The sequence below is a fragment of the Polaromonas sp. CG_9.7 genome (assembly GCF_015752205.1).
Taxonomy (GTDB): Bacteria; Pseudomonadota; Gammaproteobacteria; order Burkholderiales; family Burkholderiaceae_C; genus Polaromonas.
On sequence record NZ_JADOVG010000001.1, the window covers coordinates 274,611 to 294,943 of the forward strand.

At 58.2% G+C, this 20,333-nt stretch carries 22 protein-coding genes; 20 read left to right on the forward strand and 2 right to left on the reverse strand.

Going from position 1 to position 20,333, the window contains the following annotated elements:
• Positions 1-3: 3 nt before the first annotated feature.
• On the forward strand, positions 4-1,083 hold the full coding sequence (locus tag IWX87_RS01265; RefSeq protein ID WP_196861683.1) for a S49 family peptidase: 1,080 nt from the start codon (positions 4-6) through the stop codon (positions 1,081-1,083).
• A 66-nt stretch (positions 1,084-1,149) separates the two neighbouring features.
• Here the strand turns inward: IWX87_RS01265 and IWX87_RS01270 are convergent, their stop codons facing one another.
• Positions 1,150-1,914 (reverse strand): SAM-dependent methyltransferase, encoded by a 765-nt coding sequence (locus IWX87_RS01270; RefSeq protein WP_196861684.1) that lies wholly within the window; start codon positions 1,912-1,914, stop codon positions 1,150-1,152.
• Positions 1,911-2,582 carry a Maf family nucleotide pyrophosphatase gene (locus IWX87_RS01275; RefSeq protein ID WP_196861685.1) on the reverse strand — a complete coding sequence of 224 codons (672 nt, stop codon included), beginning with the start codon at positions 2,580-2,582 and terminating at the stop codon, positions 1,911-1,913. The genes IWX87_RS01270 and IWX87_RS01275 overlap by 4 nt, the downstream gene beginning before the upstream one ends.
• Before the next feature lie 25 nt (positions 2,583-2,607).
• Between IWX87_RS01275 and IWX87_RS01280 the strand changes: the two genes are divergently transcribed.
• The 19 genes from IWX87_RS01280 to rnc all read left to right on the forward strand — a co-directional run bounded on the left by IWX87_RS01280 (position 2,608) and on the right by rnc (position 20,228).
• Positions 2,608-3,198: a DUF177 domain-containing protein gene (locus IWX87_RS01280; RefSeq protein WP_196861686.1), complete on the forward strand. Its 591-nt coding sequence runs from the start codon at positions 2,608-2,610 to the stop codon at positions 3,196-3,198.
• 226 nt (positions 3,199-3,424) lie between these two features.
• On the forward strand, positions 3,425-3,607 hold the full coding sequence (gene rpmF, locus IWX87_RS01285; RefSeq protein ID WP_029525548.1) for a 50S ribosomal protein L32: 183 nt from the start codon (positions 3,425-3,427) through the stop codon (positions 3,605-3,607).
• A gap of 85 nt (positions 3,608-3,692) precedes the next feature.
• A complete protein-coding gene (gene plsX / locus IWX87_RS01290; RefSeq protein WP_196861687.1) occupies positions 3,693-4,805 on the forward strand; it encodes a phosphate acyltransferase PlsX in 1,113 nt (370 codons plus the stop codon).
• Positions 4,806-4,809: 4 nt separating this feature from the next.
• Positions 4,810-5,787 (forward strand): beta-ketoacyl-ACP synthase III, encoded by a 978-nt coding sequence (locus IWX87_RS01295; protein ID WP_196861688.1) that lies wholly within the window; start codon positions 4,810-4,812, stop codon positions 5,785-5,787.
• 89 nt (positions 5,788-5,876) lie between these two features.
• Positions 5,877-7,232, forward strand: a complete 1,356-nt coding sequence (locus IWX87_RS01300) for an exo-alpha-sialidase (protein WP_231374298.1) — start codon at positions 5,877-5,879, stop codon at positions 7,230-7,232.
• Complete coding sequence (locus IWX87_RS01305) at positions 7,210-7,854, forward strand: hypothetical protein (RefSeq protein WP_196861689.1); 645 nt, start codon at positions 7,210-7,212, stop codon at positions 7,852-7,854. The genes IWX87_RS01300 and IWX87_RS01305 overlap by 23 nt, the downstream gene beginning before the upstream one ends.
• 90 nt (positions 7,855-7,944) lie before the next feature.
• Positions 7,945-8,895: an ACP S-malonyltransferase gene (gene fabD, locus IWX87_RS01310; protein ID WP_196861690.1), complete on the forward strand. Its 951-nt coding sequence runs from the start codon at positions 7,945-7,947 to the stop codon at positions 8,893-8,895.
• The gene (gene fabG, locus IWX87_RS01315) at positions 8,892-9,638 is read left to right on the forward strand and encodes a 3-oxoacyl-ACP reductase FabG (protein ID WP_196861691.1); all 747 of its coding nucleotides are present in this window, start codon (positions 8,892-8,894) and stop codon (positions 9,636-9,638) included. Before fabD ends, fabG begins: the two co-directional genes overlap by 4 nt.
• 172 nt (positions 9,639-9,810) lie before the next feature.
• Positions 9,811-10,050 carry an acyl carrier protein gene (acpP, locus tag IWX87_RS01320; protein WP_011802442.1) on the forward strand — a complete coding sequence of 80 codons (240 nt, stop codon included), beginning with the start codon at positions 9,811-9,813 and terminating at the stop codon, positions 10,048-10,050.
• 74 nt (positions 10,051-10,124) lie between these two features.
• Positions 10,125-11,372, forward strand: coding sequence for a beta-ketoacyl-ACP synthase II (gene fabF, locus IWX87_RS01325; RefSeq protein WP_196861692.1), 1,248 nt, complete (start codon positions 10,125-10,127; stop codon positions 11,370-11,372).
• Positions 11,373-11,419: 47 nt separating this feature from the next.
• Positions 11,420-11,971: a hypothetical protein gene (locus IWX87_RS01330; RefSeq protein WP_196861693.1), complete on the forward strand. Its 552-nt coding sequence runs from the start codon at positions 11,420-11,422 to the stop codon at positions 11,969-11,971.
• On the forward strand, positions 11,968-12,603 hold the full coding sequence (gene rpoE / locus IWX87_RS01335) for an RNA polymerase sigma factor RpoE (RefSeq protein WP_196861694.1): 636 nt from the start codon (positions 11,968-11,970) through the stop codon (positions 12,601-12,603). Before IWX87_RS01330 ends, rpoE begins: the two co-directional genes overlap by 4 nt.
• A 92-nt stretch (positions 12,604-12,695) precedes the next feature.
• On the forward strand, positions 12,696-13,313 hold the full coding sequence (locus IWX87_RS01340; protein WP_231374300.1) for a sigma-E factor negative regulatory protein: 618 nt from the start codon (positions 12,696-12,698) through the stop codon (positions 13,311-13,313).
• Positions 13,314-13,391: 78 nt separating this feature from the next.
• Positions 13,392-14,375 (forward strand): MucB/RseB C-terminal domain-containing protein, encoded by a 984-nt coding sequence (locus IWX87_RS01345; protein WP_231374314.1) that lies wholly within the window; start codon positions 13,392-13,394, stop codon positions 14,373-14,375.
• 148 nt (positions 14,376-14,523) lie between these two features.
• Positions 14,524-15,993, forward strand: a complete 1,470-nt coding sequence (locus IWX87_RS01350) for a DegQ family serine endoprotease (RefSeq protein ID WP_196861697.1) — start codon at positions 14,524-14,526, stop codon at positions 15,991-15,993.
• A gap of 328 nt (positions 15,994-16,321) precedes the next feature.
• Entirely contained in the window at positions 16,322-18,133 is a 1,812-nt protein-coding gene (lepA, locus tag IWX87_RS01355; protein ID WP_196861698.1) for a translation elongation factor 4, read from the forward strand.
• An 11-nt stretch (positions 18,134-18,144) separates the two neighbouring features.
• Positions 18,145-19,110, forward strand: coding sequence for a signal peptidase I (gene lepB, locus IWX87_RS01360; protein WP_231374322.1), 966 nt, complete (start codon positions 18,145-18,147; stop codon positions 19,108-19,110).
• Positions 19,111-19,180: 70 nt separating this feature from the next.
• Positions 19,181-19,522 (forward strand): DUF4845 domain-containing protein, encoded by a 342-nt coding sequence (locus tag IWX87_RS01365; protein WP_196861700.1) that lies wholly within the window; start codon positions 19,181-19,183, stop codon positions 19,520-19,522.
• Positions 19,523-19,526: 4 nt separating this feature from the next.
• Positions 19,527-20,228, forward strand: coding sequence for a ribonuclease III (rnc, locus tag IWX87_RS01370; RefSeq protein WP_196861701.1), 702 nt, complete (start codon positions 19,527-19,529; stop codon positions 20,226-20,228).
• Positions 20,229-20,333 lie beyond the last annotated feature (105 nt).

Consider the following 20,333-nt stretch of genomic DNA (forward strand, 5'->3'; position numbering starts at 1 on the left):
CCCATGAACGATTCCAACCGACCCGGTAATTCCGACCCCTCCTATGATGCGTCCCGGGAGCCGGGATTCTCGCCCGACCCGTTGCAACCCACTGCCCTGCAGGCGAAAGAGAACGCCGCATCGAAAGGAAAGTCCTCTCCAGCGGATGCGTCCAGCGTTCCCGGCTGGGAACGCGGAACGCTGGAAAAGCTGGTCTTTGCCACGCTCAATGAGCAAAAGTCCACGCGCCGATGGAAAACTTTTGTGCGTCTGTCCTGGCTGCTGTTTTTTGTCGTATTGCTCTGGATGGCGCTGCAGCGCGGCACCCCGGCCATCGACGCCAGCGTGCCACACACCGCCGTGATCGAGATCAAGGGTGAAATTGCCCAGGGTGCCGACGCCAGCGCCGAGTTTGTCAACGCTGCCTTGCGCACGGCATTTGAGGACGAAGGTTCCAAGGCGATCGTGCTCTTGATCAATTCTCCCGGCGGCAGCCCGGTGCAGGCCGGCATGATGAATGACGAAATCTTGCGCCTGAAGGCCAAGCACAAGAAGCCGGTCTATGCCGTAGTGGAGGAAAGCTGTGCATCGGCTGCTTATTACATTGCCGTGTCCGCCGACCAGATTTTTGTCGACAAGGCCAGCATCGTCGGCAGCATCGGCGTGCTGATGGACGGCTTTGGCTTTACCGGCCTGATGGACAAGCTTGGGGTGGAGCGCCGTTTGTTGACAGCCGGTGAGAACAAGGGGTTTCTCGACCCTTTCAGCGCGCAAAGCGACAAGCAGCGAGCCTTCGCCCAGAGCATGCTGGACCAGATTCACCAGCAGTTCATTGCGGTGGTCAAGAAAGGGCGCGGCAGCCGTCTGAAGGAAACGCCCGAGATGTTCTCCGGGCTTTTCTGGAGCGGCCAGCAGGCGGTGGAACTCGGCCTGGCAGATCAACTTGGCAATCTCGACTATGTCGCCCGCGAGGTCGTCAAGGTGGAGGAAATCATTGATTACACACGCCGCGACAACGTGGCCGAGCGCCTGGCCAAGAAGTTTGGTGCTGCCATGGGCGAGGGTGCAATGAAGGCCTTCCAAGCCATTCCTGCGCTCCGTTAAACAGGCCGAGCAAAAAAGCCCGTGCAAGTCGCGGGTTTTTTTGCGTCTTTTCAATGCGCAGATGGATCAACGGCCAATGCAGAAAACAGTCGGTAAATCGAGCGGCAGCAATGGCTTGTCGCGTTTCCAGTGGCTGGCCAGCGCACTTCGCGATGCACCGCTGGCCAGCGTGATGCCGCAACTCAGGGCGAGCCGGGTGTTGCCCTGCAGGGTTTGCAGCAGGCTCTGCAGCAAGGCGGCATTGCGGTAAGGCGTTTCAATGAAAATCTGCGTCTGGCCCGTTTTCAGGGCCAGCGATTCGAGTTCGCGGATGCGCTGGGCGCGGCCGGAAGGGTCTTGCGGAAGGTAACCAACGAACGCAAAGTTCTGTCCGTTCAGCCCACTTGACGCCAGCGCCAGTACCAGAGACATCGGGCCCGTCAGCGGCACCACCAGAATACCCAGATCGTGCGCAGCACGCACCACAGAGGAGCCCGGGTCGGCAATCGCCGGCATGCCGGCTTCGCTGACTAGGCCCACATCGCGGCCCTCCATGGCGGCAAGCAGCAGTGGGCGGGCATCAAAGTGGCCGGTATGGTCGCCTTTCTTGTGGACTTCGCGCGGCAGCTCTTGTATGTGCAGCGCTTGGACCGGCGAGGACAAAGGGTGCAATTCGTTGATGCGCTTGAGGTAGGCCCGCGTGCTTTTGGCATTCTCGCAAATCCAGCAGCACAGCCGGGCGGCAATTTCCAGCGTGCCCGGGGGCATCACGTCGTGCAGCGGTGCCTGCTCGTCGCAGCCGAAATCCAGCGGTGCCGGCACCAGGTAGAGTTTGCCTTTGGCGATGCTCATGGGGCGGCCTTTCGGTTTGCCAGCAGCACGATGCCGCCAGCCTGGATCATCTTGCAGGTGCGAATCAGCGGCAGGCCGATCAGTGCGGTCGGGTCGTCGCTGTCAATCGATTCAAGCAGCGCAATGCCCAGTCCCTCGCTTTTGGCACTGCCGGCACAATCGTAGGGCTGCTCGGCACGCAGGTAATTTTCAATTTCTTCATCGTTCAAATCGCGAAACTTCACCCGGACGGCTGCCAGCGCGGTTTGCTCGAAACCGCTTTCCAGACACACCACCGCGACCGCTGTTTGAAAAATAACGGTCTGGCCGCGCATCTGGCGCAACTGAACGACCGCCCGTTCATGGTTGCCCGGCTTGCCCAGCGCGAGCCCGTTCAGGTCCGCCACCTGATCGGAACCGATCACGACCGCTTGAGGAAAGTTTTTGGCCACGGCATACGCCTTGGCGAGCGCCAGGCGTGCGGCCAGAACATCGGGCGCTTCTTGCGGCAGCGGTGCTTCGTCCACCTCTGGCGCGGCCACCTCGAAGGGGATTTGCAGGCGCTGGAGCAACTCGCGCCGGTAAGGCGAAGTGGAGCCCAGCACCAGTGGCCGACCTGCCGCAGGGCGGGTTGCGGGCAGACCGGGTTTTTCGGGGGTGGCAGGTGAAGGAAGGGTCGCAGGATTCATGCACTGATTCTCTTACACTGCACGCATGTCCAAATCTCATCACGCCACCCGGCTGAACATGCAAGCCTTTGCCCGCGAAGGCGTTCCGCTCATCGAAACCATTCCGCTACAAAATATGGAGCGCCTTGCGCAGGAGGCACAAGCGCTGGCGCCTGATTTGATGCTCAAGTGGGAAGCCCGCGCCGAGTTGCGCCCCGGTTCGGCCGCAGAAGAAGATGTCTGGCTGCATCTGGGGGCCAACACATCGGTTCCGCTGACTTGCCAGCGCTGCATGGGCACAGTGGCCACGCCGCTGGAGGTTAACCAGTGGTACCGCTTTGTGGCCACTGAAGAGATCGCCATGGCCGAGGATGACGAGTCCGAGGAGGACCTGCTGGTCATGGAGCCGCATTTCGACCTGCTGGCGGTGCTGGAGGATGAACTCCTGATGGCGCTGCCGCTGGTGCCGATGCACGAGGAATGTCCTGTGACACCGGTCATGCAGGTCGGCGAGGATGCGCTGGCTGGTGGAACTGGCGGGGGAAACAAGCTAAGCGAGAACGGCGAAGAAGCTTTCTCAGGCGAAAAGCCCAATCCCTTTGCAGTCCTGGCCCAGCTGAAAAAGAAAAACCAGTAGCCATTTGCATTTTTTCGGGGGATGCCGCGCAAGGCTTTCAGGGCAGTCCTGTGACGGTCAGAGTCACCAAAACTGGAGGCCCTGCCGTATCGGGCTATAATCCAAGGCTTCGCGTACCAAGGTAGTGATGCTGGATTCTGTAGCTTGAACAGGGCAATGCAGTTCACCAGACTTCGAAATTTGGTGCGAAATTTACCAACACTATCACCCCTAGCAGGAGCGAATCATGGCTGTCCAGCAAAACAAAAAGTCCCCTTCCAAGCGCGGTATGCACCGCTCGCACAACGCACTGAATGTGCCAGGCATCGCCGTGGAGCCCACCACTGGTGAAATCCACCTGCGTCACCACATCAGCCCCACCGGTTTTTACCGTGGCCGCAAGGTGCTGAAAACAAAAGCTGAAGCGTAATTTCACGTTCCAAGCAATGGCCCGCACTCATCCTGCGGGCCTTTCTTTTGCCTAAATTTTCATTCTTCAGGAGGCCGGGCCGCGCATGATCAGGATTGCTGTCGACGCCATGGGAGGCGATATCGGTCCCGATGTCACCCTTGCGGCCAGTCTGGCCTTTTTGCGGGCACACCCGGACGCCGAACTGTTGTTGGTGGGCCAGCCTGCGGTGCTTGCCGCCCATCCCCTGCATGCCGAGTTGCTGACCCAGAGCCGATGCGAGATCGTTGCCGCCAGCGAAGTCGTCACGATGGACGATTCGATTGAAGTTGCCCTGCGCCGCAAGAAGAATTCCTCGATGCGCGTGGCCATCAACCAGGTCAAGGAGGGGCGCGCGCAGGTCGCCGTCTCGGGCGGCAATACTGGCGCGCTGATGGCAATTGCCCGATATGTGCTTAAAACACTTGAAGGCATTGACCGCCCCGCCATTGCGTCCCAGTTGCCCAATGCAGCCGGCAAGGCCACCACGATGCTTGATTTGGGCGCCAATGTGGACTGCACCGAAGAGCATTTGCTGCAGTTTGCGGTGATGGGTTCGGCGCTGGTCGCGGCTATTTCCGACATTCCCTCGCCAACGGTGGGCCTGCTCAACATCGGTGAGGAAGCCATCAAGGGCGGCGACATGATCAAAAAGGCCGGCCGTCTGCTGCGGGCCGCTTCCGATTCGGGAGACATCAATTTTTATGGAAATGTTGAAGGTAACGACATTTTCAAGGGTACGACCGATCTGGTCGTGTGTGACGGTTTTGTCGGCAATGTGGCGTTGAAAAGCAGCGAAGGCCTGGCCCACATGATCGGCGACTACATCAAGGCTGAATTTTCCCGCAACTTGCTGACCAAGATGGCCGCGCTGGTGGCCTATCCGGTGTTGTCTGCCTTTAAAAAGCGCTTTGACCACAGGCGCTACAACGGTGCGGCCCTGCTCGGCCTGCGCGGCCTGGTCTTCAAAAGCCATGGCTCGGCGGACGCTTTTGCATTCGAGCAGGCCTTGGGCAGGGCTTATGATGCAGCCCGGAACAACTTGCTGGAAAGGGTGCGCGAACGCATTGCCCATGCAGCGCCCCTGCTGGTAGCCGCCCGAGGGGCGGAGTCCACCGACGACGCACAGGCAGCTTCCGGCCTGCCTGTCGAATTCCCTGTTTCAACCCCGGCACATTAATCCAATGACCCGCTATTCACGCATCACCGGCACCGGCAGCTTTCTGCCGCCGAATCGTTTGACCAATGCCCAACTGGTCGCCGACCTGGCCGCCAGGGGCGTCGAAACCTCTGACGAATGGATTGTCGAACGAACCGGTATCAGTGCGCGTCACTTTGCCGCGCCTGATGTGACCTGCAGCGACCTCGCGCTTGAGGCGTCCAGGCGCGCCATCGACGCCGCCGGACTGCAAGCTGCCGACATCGACCTGATCATCGTCGCGACCTCGACGCCGGACATGGTGTTTCCTTCGGTTGCCTGCATCCTGCAGCACAAGCTGGGAATAGCCGGTTGCCCGGCTTTTGACATGCAGGCGGTCTGTAGTGGTTTTGTTTACGCCTTGAGTGTGGCCGACGCCATGATCAAGAGCGGCGCGGCGAGCAAGGCCCTGGTGGTCGGTGCCGAAGTGTTTTCGCGCCTCCTCGATTTTTCCGACCGCACGACCTGCGTGCTTTTTGGCGACGGTGCCGGAGCGGTGGTGCTGGAAGCCTCGCAAACTCCGGGAATTCTGGCCAGCGATCTGCATGCCGATGGAAAGTATGTTGGCATCCTGTGCGTTCCCGGCCATGTTTCGGGTGGCCAGGTGATCGGCAGCCCGCTCCTCACCATGGACGGCAAGGCGGTTTTCAAGCTGGCTGTCGGGGTGCTTGAAAGTGCTGCCCGCGCCACCCTTGCCAAGGCGGAACTCACCGAAGCCGATATTGACTGGCTGATTCCCCACCAGGCCAACCTGCGCATCATGCACAGCACGGCCAAAAAACTGAAACTCCCGTTGGAAAAACTGATCGTCACGGTGGACCAGCACGGTAACACCTCGGCAGCTTCTATCCCACTGGCATTGGACGAGGCGGTCCGCAGCGGCAAGGTCAAAAAGGGGGACGTCGTCATGCTGGAAGGCGTCGGCGGCGGTTTCACTTGGGGTGCCGTGCTTCTCAAGTACTGAAATGGTTTTTTGCTGCGCTGCGTCCAAGGGCGCTTGCCTTTCTGGCAGGGGGCTGTTTGAACTTTAGCCGATCACATTTTGCTCTCCGCATGAATTTGCTGGCGGCGCTGGCGTTGACAGTTATTTTTCTTCTTGCCGGCTGGAAAATTGCCTACCGCGTGCCCGCAGATGATTTTCTGCTAATGCCCCGGCAGGAACTGTCTGCAACAAAGGTTTTGCCGTCGGTGCAGACTGCCGCTCCCGCAGTGGTCGCGCCTGTCCGTCAAGCTTCGCCAGATGGCCGTTTCGGGTTTAATGCTCGCTTTGTATCTTCTTCACCGGGGCGGGCTGTGCATGCCGCGTCGCTGGTCGAACTGCGTGACGGCCGTTTGCGCGCTGTCTGGTTTTCAGGTTCGAGGGAAGGGGCGAGGGATGTGGTCATCAAGACCGCCGTGATGGACGCGGCATATCAGCAGTGGGGTGAGGAGACAACGCTCCTGGACCGCCAGCACCTGCAGCAGGGCTTGTGGCGGTATGTCAAAAAAATTGGCAATCCGGTGATTGCCCGAATGCCTGACGACTCGCTCATGCTGTGGATGGTCAATGTCTCGCTGGGTGGCTGGGCGGGCAGTTCCATCACCTGGCTTCGCTCCACTGACGACGGCCTGTCCTGGAGCCTTCCTGCAAGATTGGTGACTTCGCCTTTCCTCAACATCAGCACGCTTGCCAAGGGCGCACCGATTTTTTACCAGAATGGGCAGATCGGCTTGCCGGTGTACCACGAGTTCGTGACCAAGTTCGCTGAAATACTGCGCATCAGTCCCCAGGGGCGCATGCTCGACAAAACGCGTGTTCCAGGCAGCCAGACCAGCCTGCAGCCCGTGGTGCTGGTGAGCAGTGCCCGCGAGGCACAAATTTACATGCGCTCTGGCAAGAGCACCGCCGTGATGGCATCCGAAACAGTTGATGCAGGAAAAACCTGGTCGGCAACCCATGCAACCCCCTGGCCGAACCCCGATTCAGCGCTCGCCGGTGTCGTGACTGCTTCAGGCCAGCAGTGGCTTGCCCTGAACCCGAAACCGAAAAATCGTGAAATGCTGGCGCTGCTGCAGGCCAATGCAGCAGGCTCGTTCGAGGGGGCGGTGCCGTGGGTCGTGGAATCATCCCCTGCGCCTGAAACGCCTTTGTCGGTCAGCGACTACGAACGCCTGCTGGGCGATGAACTCCGCAAGCAAGGTGCCAGCCAGGACCAAACCCAGGCGGATATTGCCAGCGCCAAACGCCAGCTGTGTGCTGCAACCACCTGTCTGCAGGAGTTTTCTTACCCCTACCTGCTGCAAAGCCGGGATGGCTATCTGCATCTGGTTTACACCTGGCACCGCAGCCGCATCAAGCATGTCCGGCTCGATCCCCGGCAAAATCTTCAACCTGACATGAGCCACCATGCTGATTCCGCCGCTCACTGATCTGGTGGCCCTGCTGGGCATTGACCTGGTGCTGTGCGCAGCCGGCCTGCGCCTGCTGGCAAGCCGCACCGGTGTGACCCAGTGGGTCAAATGGGCCCTGATCGCCTGTTTTTTGTTGTTGTGGCTTCCTTTTGGCGCCGCACAGTTGCCGCTGCTAGCTTATGTCAGGGGTGTCAGTTCCGATCTGAGTACAACGCTGGTAGCACTTGCCTGTTTGAGCCTATGCCGGCGCCTGTTTGACTGGCCTGCCGTGGCTGAGTCTGAAAAGATGGCTGTATATGGGGCCCTTGCCGTGGCTGCGGCCGTGCTGTATCCAGCCGCCTTGGGATGGGGTGACTGGGATGCCTATCGGCCAGGATGGGGCTCATTTGGCATGCTGGGCATTTTGCTGATGCTGTCGCTTGCCTGCTGGGTGGCCGGCTTGCGGCTGCTGCCGGGGCTGGTCGGCCTGGCACTGCTCGCCTGGGTCGCAGGATGGATGGAGTCAAACAATCTTTGGGACTACCTGATGGACCCTTGGCTGGCGATTATGGCCATGATTCATTGCATCAAAACTGGCCTGAGGGGGGTGTTGCACTGGTACAGGCTTCGCGTCTTGGCTGCCGTGCCTTCGCTGCCTTGATGCACTGTAAAAACAACCTGTTCTGCAGGCTATACACCTTTCTACAATGAGCGCAATTCTCACCATGCGATTGATAACCGGAGTCATCATTTGAAATCATTTGCTTTTGTTTTTCCTGGCCAGGGCTCCCAGGCGGTTGGGATGCTGGACGCCTGGGGCGACCACCCGGTTGTGGTCCAGGCCCTGGCTGAAGCCTCTGACGCGCTGACTGAAGATATCGGCCAGCTTATCAAGAGCGGCCCCAAGGAAGCGCTGGCACTGACCACCAATACCCAGCCGGTCATGCTGGTCGCTGGTGTGGCGGCTTACCGGGTGTGGATGGCGGAAATCGGTGTGGCGCCGACTGCAGTTGCCGGCCACTCGCTTGGCGAATACTCGGCACTGGTTGCATCCGGCGTGCTAAGCCTGACGCAGGCTGTGCCGCTTGTCCGCTTCAGGGCGCAAGCGATGCAGGACGCCGTGCCTGTCGGCATGGGCGCTATGGCTGCCATCCTGGGCATGGATGCCACCAGAGTCATTGATGGTTGCGCTGAAGCTGTGCGGACATTTGGCGCCAATACGGCTGAAATCGTGGAAGCCGTCAATTTTAACGACCCAATGCAAACCGTGATTGCCGGCAGCAAGGCGGCGGTGGACAAGGCCTGTGAAATCCTCAAGGCAAGTGGTGCCAAACGGGCGTTGCCCTTGCCTGTGTCAGCGCCGTTTCACTCCAGCCTGATGAAGCCGGCCGCTGACAGGCTCAAGGAGCAGCTTGCGCGCATCGAGTTTGCAAATCCGCGATTTCCCGTCATCAACAATGTGGATGTCGCTGTCGAAACCGATCCTGACCGCATCCGTGATGCGCTTTACCGCCAGGCCTTTGGTCCGGTGCGCTGGGTCGAATGCGTGCAAGCCATCAAGGCAAAAGGCCTGGCAACACTGGTTGAGTGTGGGCCGGGCAAGGTTCTGGCGGGTCTCTCAAAACGCGTTGATCCCGAATTGATCGGGGTGCCTTTGTTCGATCCTGCCTCGCTGGTTGCGGTGAAGGAGCTGCTGGAATGAGCGAAATAATATTTGAAGGACAGACGGCGCTGGTGACGGGCGCCTCGCGCGGCATTGGCGCAGCCATTGCGCTGGAACTCGCAAAAAGGGGTTTGAAGGTCATCGGCACTGCCACCACCGACGAAGGTGCCGCCAAAATCAGCCGTACGCTGACGGCCTATCCGGGCTGCTCCGGACAGGTTCTCGATGTGAACGACGGCGCTGCTGCCGAAGCATTGGTTAACCGTATCGTCACAGAACTGGGCGGCTTGCACGTGCTGGTCAACAATGCCGGTATCACCCGCGACATGCTTGCCATGCGCCTGAAAGATGACGACTGGGACGCGGTGCTTGACACCAACTTGAAGGCGGTTTTTCGCATGAGCCGGGCCGTGATGCGTTGCATGATGAAGCAGCGCTACGGCCGCATCATCAGCATCACTTCGGTAGTGGGCGCTTCGGGAAATGCAGGGCAGGCCAATTACGCTGCTGCCAAGGCAGGCGTGGCGGGCATGACGCGTGCGCTCGCGCGTGAACTGGGTTCGCGAAGCATCACCGTCAATTGCGTGGCGCCAGGCTTTATCGAAACTGACATGACGGCCCGCTTGCCTGAGGAACAACAAAAATCACTGCTCGGACAAATTCCGCTTGGCCACCTCGGCAAGCCTCAGGATATTGCGCATGCTGTGGCTTTTCTGGCCAGTCCGCAGGCTGCCTACATTACGGGGCAAGAACTTCATGTCAACGGCGGAATGTATATGTAAAAGCAACAGAGTTTGAACTGCAACATGGGCAAGCCGACCTGTCAGGCCTGTGCCTGACAGTGTTAAAAACACAGGAAATCGAAGCCGGTTCCTATCCGTCCGGCGCGGTGCTTGGGAAGACACTCCCAACGCGGTAAAATCACGGATTAATTTACAACCCTCAGAGGGATTTATGAGCGATATCGAAGCACGTGTTAAGAAAATCATTGCCGAACAACTTGGCGTTGAAGAAGGTCAAGTTACCAGCGAAAAGTCCTTTGTGGCTGACCTGGGCGCTGATTCCCTTGACACCGTAGAGCTGGTCATGGCACTCGAAGACGAGTTTGGCATTGAAATTCCCGACGAAGACGCCGAGAAAATCACCACCGTCCAGAACGCGATCGACTACGCCAACACCCATCACAAGGCCTAAGGCATTTACGCCTTTGCCGCCATCCACCTGAAAAGCCAGTTTTGGTCTTTCAGGTTTTTTTCCAGGATTACTGAATGAGCCGTCGTCGTGTCGTCGTCACAGGTCTGGGTTGTGTCAGCCCGGTAGGAAATACCGTTGCTGATTCCTGGGCCAACGTGCTTGCCGGAACACCCGGTATTGACCTGATCACCCATTTTGATGCGAGCAACCTAGCCTGCAAATTCGCAGGCGAAGTCAAGGGATTCAATATCGCGGATTACATCCCCGAGAAAGAAGCCCGGCACATGGACCGTTTCATCCATCTGGGCTTGGCTGCAGCCTGTCAAGCGGTAGCCGACAGTGGTTTGCCAACCGGCGACGCCTTGGACGACGATCTGGCAACCCGTATCGGCTGCAACATCGGCTCGGGCATTGGCGGATTGCCGCTGATCGAGCGCATGCATGGCGAACTGGTGGAACGCGGCCCGCGCCGTATTTCACCTTTCTTTGTACCGGCCACCATCATCAACATGATCTCCGGACACGTGTCAATCAAGTTCGGTTTCAAGGGCCCCAACATCGCTGTCGTGACAGCATGCACGACGGGATTGCATGCCATTGGGTTGTCGGCGCGCATGATCGAGTATGGCGACTGCGATGTGATGATTGCTGGCGGGGCTGAAGCCACGGTTTCGGCGCTCGGCGTGGGCGGCTTTGCAGCGGCCCGGGCGCTGTCGACCCGCAATGACGACCCGAAAACAGCGTCTCGCCCCTGGGACAGGGACCGTGATGGCTTCGTGCTGGGTGAAGGCAGTGGCGTGGTCGTGCTCGAAGAATACGAACACGCCAAGGCGCGTGGCGCCAAGATTTACGCTGAAGTGCTGGGTTTTGGCATGAGTGCCGATGCCTATCACATGACGGCTCCCGACATCGACGGCCCGCGCCGTTCCATGGCCATGGCCCTGAAAAATGCAGGCGTCAATGCGGACCAGGTTCAGTACCTCAATGCGCATGGCACGTCCACGCCGCTGGGCGATCTGAACGAAACCAACGCCATCAAGGCCGCCTTTGGTGCCCATGCCAAGGACAAGCTGGTGGTCAGTTCGACCAAGTCCATGACGGGCCATTTGCTCGGAGGCGCTGGCGGCATCGAATCGGTGTTCACTGTGCTTGCGCTGCATCACCAGAAAATTCCGCCAACCATCAATTTATTCAACCAGGACCCTGAGTGCGATTTGGACTTCTGCGCCAACACCGCGCGTGACGCCACCATCGACATTGCTGTCAAAAACAACTTTGGCTTTGGTGGAACCAACGGCACCCTGGTATTCAAGCGCGTCTGAGAGCAACAGGACTTTCTTCGGCAGCACCGGCTTCAGCACGAACTGCCTTGAACCGCCACAACGCCCCGCCAGTGGTCTATCCGCTTGGGCGGTCTTCTTTTCTGCGCGGCGTGTTGCTGGTGTTCTGGGTTTCTGGCCTTTTGTCAGTGTTGCTGTGGTGGAACGTCATGCGGCAGTTTGACTGGCGCTTGCTGTTGGCGGGATTTTCGGTGCTGCTTGCAGGTATTGCGGCACGAATTACCTGGAAAAACCTTCCGGGCGGCCTACTGGCGTGGGACGGCCATGTCTGGCGCTGGGAAAGTCCTGGTTATCAAACTGGCGAGAGCGAGCACGCGCTGTCGATAGTGGCTGATTTTCAGCAGCGGCTTTTGTTGCGGCTGGAAAATCAGGCTGGCGCCAGTTTATGGCTTTGGGTTGAGCAAAACGCCATGCCCGAGCGTTGGCTGGATTTACGCCGTGCCGTGTATTCCCCGCACAGGTCGCATATTTCCCTGCCTAAGCACGATTTTGTGCCTGCCGAACCTTCCGGCTCGCCGCCAGCGGCTGTGGCGCCATCGAAAACTATGCAATTCCATCATGTTTCTCAGGTCAAGCGATGAGCGATGACCTTCTCCCGCTTGCCGTCGATAAGCCCGCTGACAGTGATGCGCTGCTGGTCGAGCGCACAGTCGCGGGCGACCAGAAGGCATTTGAACTGCTGGTCATCAAATACCAGCGGCGTATTCAGCGCCTGATCGGGCGCATGGTCCGCGATGTGGACCTGGTGGAAGACATTGCACAAGAAACCTTCATACGGGCTTATCGCGCATTGGGACAATTCAGGGGAGAGGCGCAGTTCTACACCTGGCTTTACCGGATCGCCGTCAATACGGCCAAGAAAGCCCTGATGGACCTGAAGCGAAATCCGACTGTTTCTGAAAATGCCTATAAATCCGACGATGACGATGAAACTTCCCGCGTCGAAAACGAACTAACCAGTCCTGAGACCCCTGAAACGGTGCTGGCCAGCAAGGAAATTGCCCACATCATCAACCAGGCGATGCAGGATTTGCCGGATGAATTGCGCGAAGCGATTACCTTGCGGGAAATCGAAGGTTTGAGTTATGAGGAGATATCCGAAGCCATGAATTGTCCGATTGGCACGGTACGGTCACGAATTTTCAGAGCCCGCGAGGCGATTTCTGCAAAGGTCAAACCCTTGCTGGAAAACCAGACCGGCAAACGTTGGTGAGTTCGTTGTCGTTGCATAGTCATTCGCCAGCCCAGGCAGTCAGTGAACAGAACCGGCAGACCCGCTGCCCATAAAATATCATGAAATCACGCATGAATACCCCCGAACTTCTTTCTGCAATGGCGGATGGCCAGTTGGACGAGCAGGATTTTTCCGCCGCGCTTGAGGCATGTGGCCAAGATGATGCTTCGCTTGACTGCTGGAATACTTATCACCTGATTGGTGACTTCCTGCGTTCGCCGGCCAATCCGCATGCGCCTTCCCTGATGGTGGGTGGCGAAACCGGGTTTGCCAGCCGGCTCACCGCACGAATTGCGCAGGAGACTGTTGCCCCTGTGGTGATTCCATTTGCAGGGTTGCCAGCTTCTGCCGACATTCTTCATCACCGTGGTCCGGCCTCGAACGACGGCAGTTTCCGCTGGAAACTGGTGGCAGGTGTGGCGTCACTGGCCGCTGTTTCTGCCATTGCATGGAATGCGTCCGGGCTGTTGGCGCCGCAAGTGTCCGGGCAGCAACTGGCACAGTCTTCCGCTGCGCAAATCGTGGTCACGTCGCCGCAAGGGCCTGTGGTGCGAGATGCCCGTCTGGAAGAGTTGCTCGCAGCGCATCGGCAGTTCGGAACGGCTTCGGCCTTGCAGGAGTCTTCAGGATTCTTGCGCAATGCCACTTTCGAAACGTCACGCAACGCACAGGCCACCAGCGCCCGTTAAGTGCCAGAAAACTTCCTGAAATCCATGATTTTTAAGTATTTTAGGCTTCTTCCGCTTGTCCTGTATGGACTGTTTGCTATGAATTATGTAGCTGCGCAAGTTCTGCCGGTTGCCGTGCAGCCCACGGCATCGGCTGAAGAAGTGCGCAGCTTGAACGACTGGCTGATGCGAATGCACCAAGCCTCCATCAATCGCACCTATGTGGGAACCTTTGTGGTGTCGGCGGGTGGCAACATGTCCAGTGCCAAAATATGGCATGTCTGCGAAGGGACGCAGCAGGTAGAGCGAATCGAAACACTGACCGGTGCGCCGCGTTCCATCTTTCGGCATAACGACCAGATGACAACCTTCATGCCAGACCACAAAGTGGTGCGCACTGAAAAAAGGGAGTCGCTAGGCTTGTTTCCCCAATTGTTCCAGTCGGCCGACAGCCGCATTGCCGACTTCTACAGGTTTCGGCAGGAAGGTCTGGAACGGGTGGCGGGCGTTGACGCCGACATCATCACGCTGATTCCCAAGGATCGGCTGCGGTTCGGCTACCGCGTCTGGAGTGAGCGAAAAAATGGCTTGATCGTTAAGCTCCAAACGCTCGATACCGACGGCAAAGTGATTGAACAAGCGGCATTTTCCGAGCTTCAGCTAGACGCACCTGTAAGTATGAGCCAACTCATCCAGATGATGGGCAAGGTGCAGGGCTACCGTCTTGACAAGCCCGAGTTGGTCAAGACAACGGCCGCCGCCGAAGGCTGGGGACTGAAGACGCCTGTGGCCGGTTTCAATCCCATGAGCTGTTACCAAAGGCCGGCTTCGAGCACGGACAATGGAGCAAAGGGCGCTACCGGTGATGGCCCGCTGCAATGGATTTTTTCAGATGGTCTGGCGTCGGTGTCGATTTTTGTGGAGCCATTCGATCCGCGGCGACATGTGCGCGAGTCCACGCTTTCGTTGGGCGCTACCCAGACGCTGACGCGACAGCTTGATACCCATTGGATCACTCTGGTGGGTGAGGTTCCTGTCCCGACGCTGCAACTGTTTGTCAGCGCGCTGGAGCGTAAAAAGTAAGAACCTGGCGCCGTGGTCGAAAAATCATCGGTTTCTTGTGGCCTAGTTGCTCGTTCTGGTCTTGCAAATTGCCATCGAACTGTTTGTTTTGAAAATTTGCTGATTAGCTGGTTTGCGTGATAAATCTCTATTGATAACAAGGCTGAAAATGCGTGAATTGAATCTTAAACCGTTGCGCCCTTACTTGGCTGCATGCCTGATGGCCCTGGCTGCGACAAGCTCTGTGCTGCCGCTGACGCCGGTATGGGCACAAACCCGGACATTGCCGGACTTCACTGACCTGGTCGACGAGGTGGGGCCGTCTGTGGTAAACATTCGCACCCTTGAACGAGCCAAGGCGTCGGCTACCACGAGTGGCATTGACGAGCAGATGCTGGAGTTCTTCAAGCGTTTCGGCATTCCCGTGCCCCCCAATATGCCGCGCGGACCACGCGCTGAGCCGGGTCAGCCGGGTCAGCCGGATGAAAACCAGCCGCGTGGGGTCGGTTCCGGATTTATCCTGACGGCTGATGGCTATGTCATGACCAATGCGCATGTGGTCGACGGAGCGGACGAGGTGCTGGTCACCCTGACCGACAAGCGCGAATTCAAGGCAAAGATCATTGGTGCCGACAAGCGCACCGACGTTGCCGTGGTCAAGATCGAAGCCACCGGCTTGCCAGCCGTCAAGATTGGCGACATCAGCCGCTTGCGCGTGGGCGAATGGGTGATGGCCATCGGTTCGCCATTCGGGCTTGAAAACACCGTGACGGCGGGCATTGTCAGCGCCAAGCAGCGCGATACAGGCGACTACCTGCCTTTCATCCAGACCGACGTGGCCATCAATCCCGGTAATTCGGGCGGTCCGCTGATCAACATGCGCGGCGAAGTCGTTGGCATCAACAGCCAAATCTATTCACGTTCGGGTGGCTTTCAGGGTATCTCGTTTTCAATCCCCATTGATGAGGCAACGCGCGTATCTGAGCAACTCCGCATCAATGGCAAGGTGACGCGCGGCCGGATCGGCGTGCAGATCGACCAGGTCACCAAGGACGTGGCCGAAGCCATTGGACTTGGCAAGGTGCAGGGCGCTTTGGTGCGCGGTGTCGAAAGCGGCGCGCCTGCTGAAAAAGCAGGCATTGAAGCAGGTGACATCATCACGAAGTTTGAGGGCAAGTCGATTGACAAGGCCAGCGACCTGCCGCGCATGGTGGGCAGCATTAAACCCGGTACCCAGGTGACGGTCACTGTGTTTCGGCGTGGCGCCAGCAAGGATCTGTCCGTCACGATTGCCGAGGTGGACGCCGACAAGCCGGTGCGCGCTGCTGCGAAGTCAGAGTCCAAGCCGCCCGTGGCTGGCCCTGCACAGGCTGTAGGTCTTTCGGTCAGCGAGATCACTGAAGCGCAGAAAAAGGACCTCAATGTGAAGGGCGGCGTCAAGATCGATGTGGCCGATGGCGCAGCAGCGCGCGCTGGACTGCGCGAAGGCGACGTGATCGTTTCAATTGCCAATGCTGAAGTGACTGGCGTCAAGGGTTTTGAGGCGGCGCTGTCGAAAATTGACAAGACCAAAAACATCACCATGCTTGTTCGTCGCGGTGAACTGGCGCAATTTGTGATCATCCGGCCGGCGCGCTGAATACTTGCTGCACAGCCTCAAGACCGGTTTGGCAATGAGGCTCGTTACAATGCAGCAGCATTTCAGCAGTTTTCCATACCGGCGGTTGCACAGTTTTCTGGCCAGTTGAAAAGGTTCAAACATAACGTGTAGCCTGGCAAGGTCAGCAACGGCAGATGCTGAAACGGGTCGCTCCCGGCTTTTTGCCTACAATGAAGCTCCAACTTTCGCAGTTGCCATAGAGGGTTGGTTCAGGGCGCGTCATTGCAAGACGCGCCTTTTTTTATGCTCGTGGGTGTGGTCTGTTTGTTTTTCTGCAATATTTTCAAGTAATTAGGCGTTTTTGTTGATGAATCACATCCGAAATTTTTCGATCATTGCGCACATTGATCATGGCAAGTCCACGCTGGCAGACCGGCTGATCCAGCGCTGCGGTGGCCTGCAGGACCGCGAGATGAGTGCTCAGGTGCTCGATTCGATGGACATTGAAAAAGAGCGTGGCATCACGATCAAGGCGCAGACTGCTTCGCTCAAGTACAAGGCGGTTGACGGCCAGATCTACAACCTCAATTTGATCGACACGCCGGGCCATGTCGACTTTTCCTATGAAGTCAGCCGTTCGCTGTCAGCCTGCGAAGGGGCGCTGTTGGTGGTTGATGCCAGCCAAGGTGTCGAAGCGCAGACCGTTGCCAACTGCTACACCGCGCTGGACCTGGGCGTAACAGTGGTGCCGGTACTTAACAAGATGGACCTGCCGCAAGCAGATCCTGACAACGCCAAGCAGGAAATCGAGGAAGTCATTGGCATCGATGCCACCGACGCGATTCCGTGCAGCGCCAAGACAGGCATGGGTATTGACGAGATCCTCGAAGCCGTGGTCGCCCTGATTCCGCCTCCGAAGGGAAACCCTGACGCCGCCTTGCGCGCAATGATCATCGACAGCTGGTATGACGCCTACGTCGGCGTGGTCATGCTGGTGCGGGTCGTCGATGGCCGCCTGGCCAAGGGCGACCGCATCAAACTGATGGCCAGCGAAGCCACCTACAACGCCGAGCAGCTTGGCGTGTTCACGCCACACACTGAACCGCGCCAGTCGCTGGAAGCTGGCGAAGTGGGCTTCGTGATTGCTGGCATCAAGGAATTGCAGGCTGCGCGTGTCGGCGACACCGTGACGCTGATCAAAGGCGGCAGCGGCGGCGCCGCCTTCACCGCGACCCAGGCGCTTCCGGGTTTCAAGGAAATCCAGCCGCAGGTGTTTGCCGGTCTGTACCCGTCGGAAGCCAGTGAATACGAGTCGCTGCGCGATGCGCTGGAAAAGCTCAAGCTCAACGACGCTTCGCTGCATTACGAGCCCGAAGTCAGTGAAGCGCTGGGTTTTGGCTTTCGCTGCGGCTTTCTGGGCCTGCTGCACATGGAAATCGTCCAGGAGCGGCTGGAGCGCGAGTTCGACCAGGACCTGATCACCACCGCACCCAGCGTCGTCTATGAAGTGCTCAAGTCCGATGGCGAAATCATCCGGGTCGAAAATCCGTCGAAAATTCCCGATGGCGGACGCGTTAACGAGATTCGTGAACCCATCGTCACGGTTCACCTCTACATGCCGCAAGACTATGTCGGTGCCGTCATGACGCTCGCCAACCAGAAACGCGGCGTGCAGCTGAACATGGCCTACCACGGCAAGCAGGTCATGCTGACCTACGAAATGCCGCTGGGTGAAATCGTGCTCGACTTTTTCGACAAGCTCAAATCGGTGTCGCGCGGCTATGCGTCGATGGACTACGAGTTCAAGGAGTTCCGCGCCTCCGACGTGGTGAAGGTCGATATCCTGCTCAACAGCGAGAAGGTCGATGCGTTGTCGATCATCGTTCACCGCAGCCAGTCAGCGTACCGGGGCAGGGCCGTGGTCGCCAAGATGCGCGAGATCATTTCACGCCAACAGTTCGATGTGGCAATCCAGGCAGCCATCGGCGCCAACATCATTGCCCGCGAGACCATCAAGGCCTTGCGCAAGAACGTGATCGCCAAGTGCTACGGCGGTGACATTTCCCGCAAGAAAAAGCTTCTCGAGAAGCAAAAGGCAGGCAAGAAGCGTATGAAACAAATCGGTTCGGTGGAAGTGCCTCAAGAGGCATTCCTGGCTATCTTGCAGGTGGAAGACTGATGCGCGGCGCGATGAGTTCCATCACCGCCCTGGTGTTGGCAGCATTTGTCGGCTATGGCGCCGCCTGGTACTTTGGCATGGTCGAAGGCAACTTTTCTGCCCTGCTGTTCCTGGCCGCTGTAGTGACCGGCATTTACTGGGTGGCCGAGCGGCTTTATTTCCTGCCACAGCGGCGCAAGGCCGTCGCTGCGCTGGATGCAAATGCCGTCCTGCGCCAGGCCGAACTGGCCAAAATGGGCATTAACCAGGTGGATGACAACACCCAGGAGGCCAGAAGCCGGCTGATCATGCAGCCCTGGTGGCTGGACTGGACCGCCGGTTTGTTCCCGGTGATCATCATCGTTTTCCTGCTTCGTTCTTTTTTGTTCGAGCCGTTCAAGATACCGTCGGGTTCGATGATCCCGACGCTGCTGGTCAACGACCTGATTCTGGTGAACAAGTTTCATTACGGAGTGCGCTTGCCGGTGATCAACCGCAAGATACTGGACAACCACAGTCCCGAGCGTGGCGACGTCATGGTATTTCGTTACCCGCCCAAGCCCAGCCTGGACTACATCAAGCGCGTGGTCGGCATTCCTGGCGACGAGGTGGCCTACCTGAACAAGAAGCTCACCATCAATGGCAAGCCGCTGCCCAAAGTGGCTCTCCCTGATTTTTTCGATGTCGATTCGATGCGTTATGCCAAGCAGTTCGAGGAAACCAATGGCGAGCGGAAATACCGGCTTCTCAATGACGACGACCGCCCCTCCTTCATCGCTGGCGCCGATAATTTTCCCTACCGGGACAATTGCCGTTACAGCACCGAAGGCGTGGTGTGCAAGGTGCCCGAAGGGCACTATTTCATGATGGGCGACAACCGCGACAATTCGCTGGATTCGCGCTACTGGGGCTTTGTTCCCGAGCAGAATATTGTCGGCAAGGCATTTTTCGTCTGGATGAACTTTGGCAATCTCAAGCGCATCGGTTCCTTTGATTGAGTGTGAAACTGCTGACGCGTCAATAGCTTAAAAAGCCTTTCTTCATGAACTTTCTCTGGAATCCGTCTCAATGAAACACAAGCAACGTGGTATTTCCTTCATCGGCCTGCTGTTTTTCGGCGTCATTGCAGCCTGCGTCTTCATTTTGGGCGCGCAGGTGCTTCCAACACTGATTGAATTCCAGGCCATCACCAAGGCGGCGAACAAGGCCACATCGGGCAGCACAGTGCCTGAAGTCAGGGCGATCTTTGACAAGGCCGGGCAGATCGACGACATCCACTCTATTTCCGGCAAGGACCTGGACGTGACGAAAGAGGGCGACAAGACGGTGGTGGCTTTTGCCTACACGCGTGAAATTCATTTGGCCGGACCTGCTTATCTGCTGCTGAAGTACAGCGGACGATCCAAATAAGGTGGTGCGTACCGCTTCTCCCCCCAGTCCTGCCCTGCAGGCGCTGCAAAAGCGCCTGCAGCACGAATTCGCCAATCCCAGGCTGCTTGCCCAGGCGCTGACACACCGCAGCTTTTCTTCGGATCACAACGAACGTGTCGAATTCCTGGGCGATTCCGTCCTCAATCTGGCTGTGGCCGGATTTCTGTACGAGCAATTGAGCGAACTGCCCGAAGGCGATCTCTCACGCGTTCGGGCCAATCTGGTCAAGCAGGACACATTGCACCATCTGGCTGTGGTGCTGGGCTTGCCCGATTTGCTGCGGCTGGGCGAAGGCGAGGCCCGTTCCGGTGGCAAGAACCGGCCGTCCATGCTGGCCGATGCGCTTGAAGCCGTGATCGGTGCGGTCTATCTGGATGCCGGTTACGACAAGGCCGACCAACTGGTGCGCCGCCTGTTCAAGGATGTGCAGGTGAACCCGCAAATGAAAGCCATTGGCAAGGACCCGAAAACCGAATTGCAGGAGTGGCTTCAGGGGCGCAAAATGCGACTTCCCGCCTACAGGGTAGTTGGCACCCTGGGGGCGGCGCACCAGCAGACTTTTGAAGTGGAATGCGAAATCGCCGAATTCAGCCGCGCCGAACGCGGTACCGGCATTTCACGGCGCGCTGGTGAACAGGCCGCTGCCAGTGCCATGCTGGTCTACGTCAAGACACTGCCCGCCTGAGCATTTTTTTGCCAATGCCGCCTCTGGCTGGTCACCCAACACGATTGAATTGATTATGAGTACCGAAAAAAAAGAATCCACCCCACCTGCCGACTTGCCCCAAGG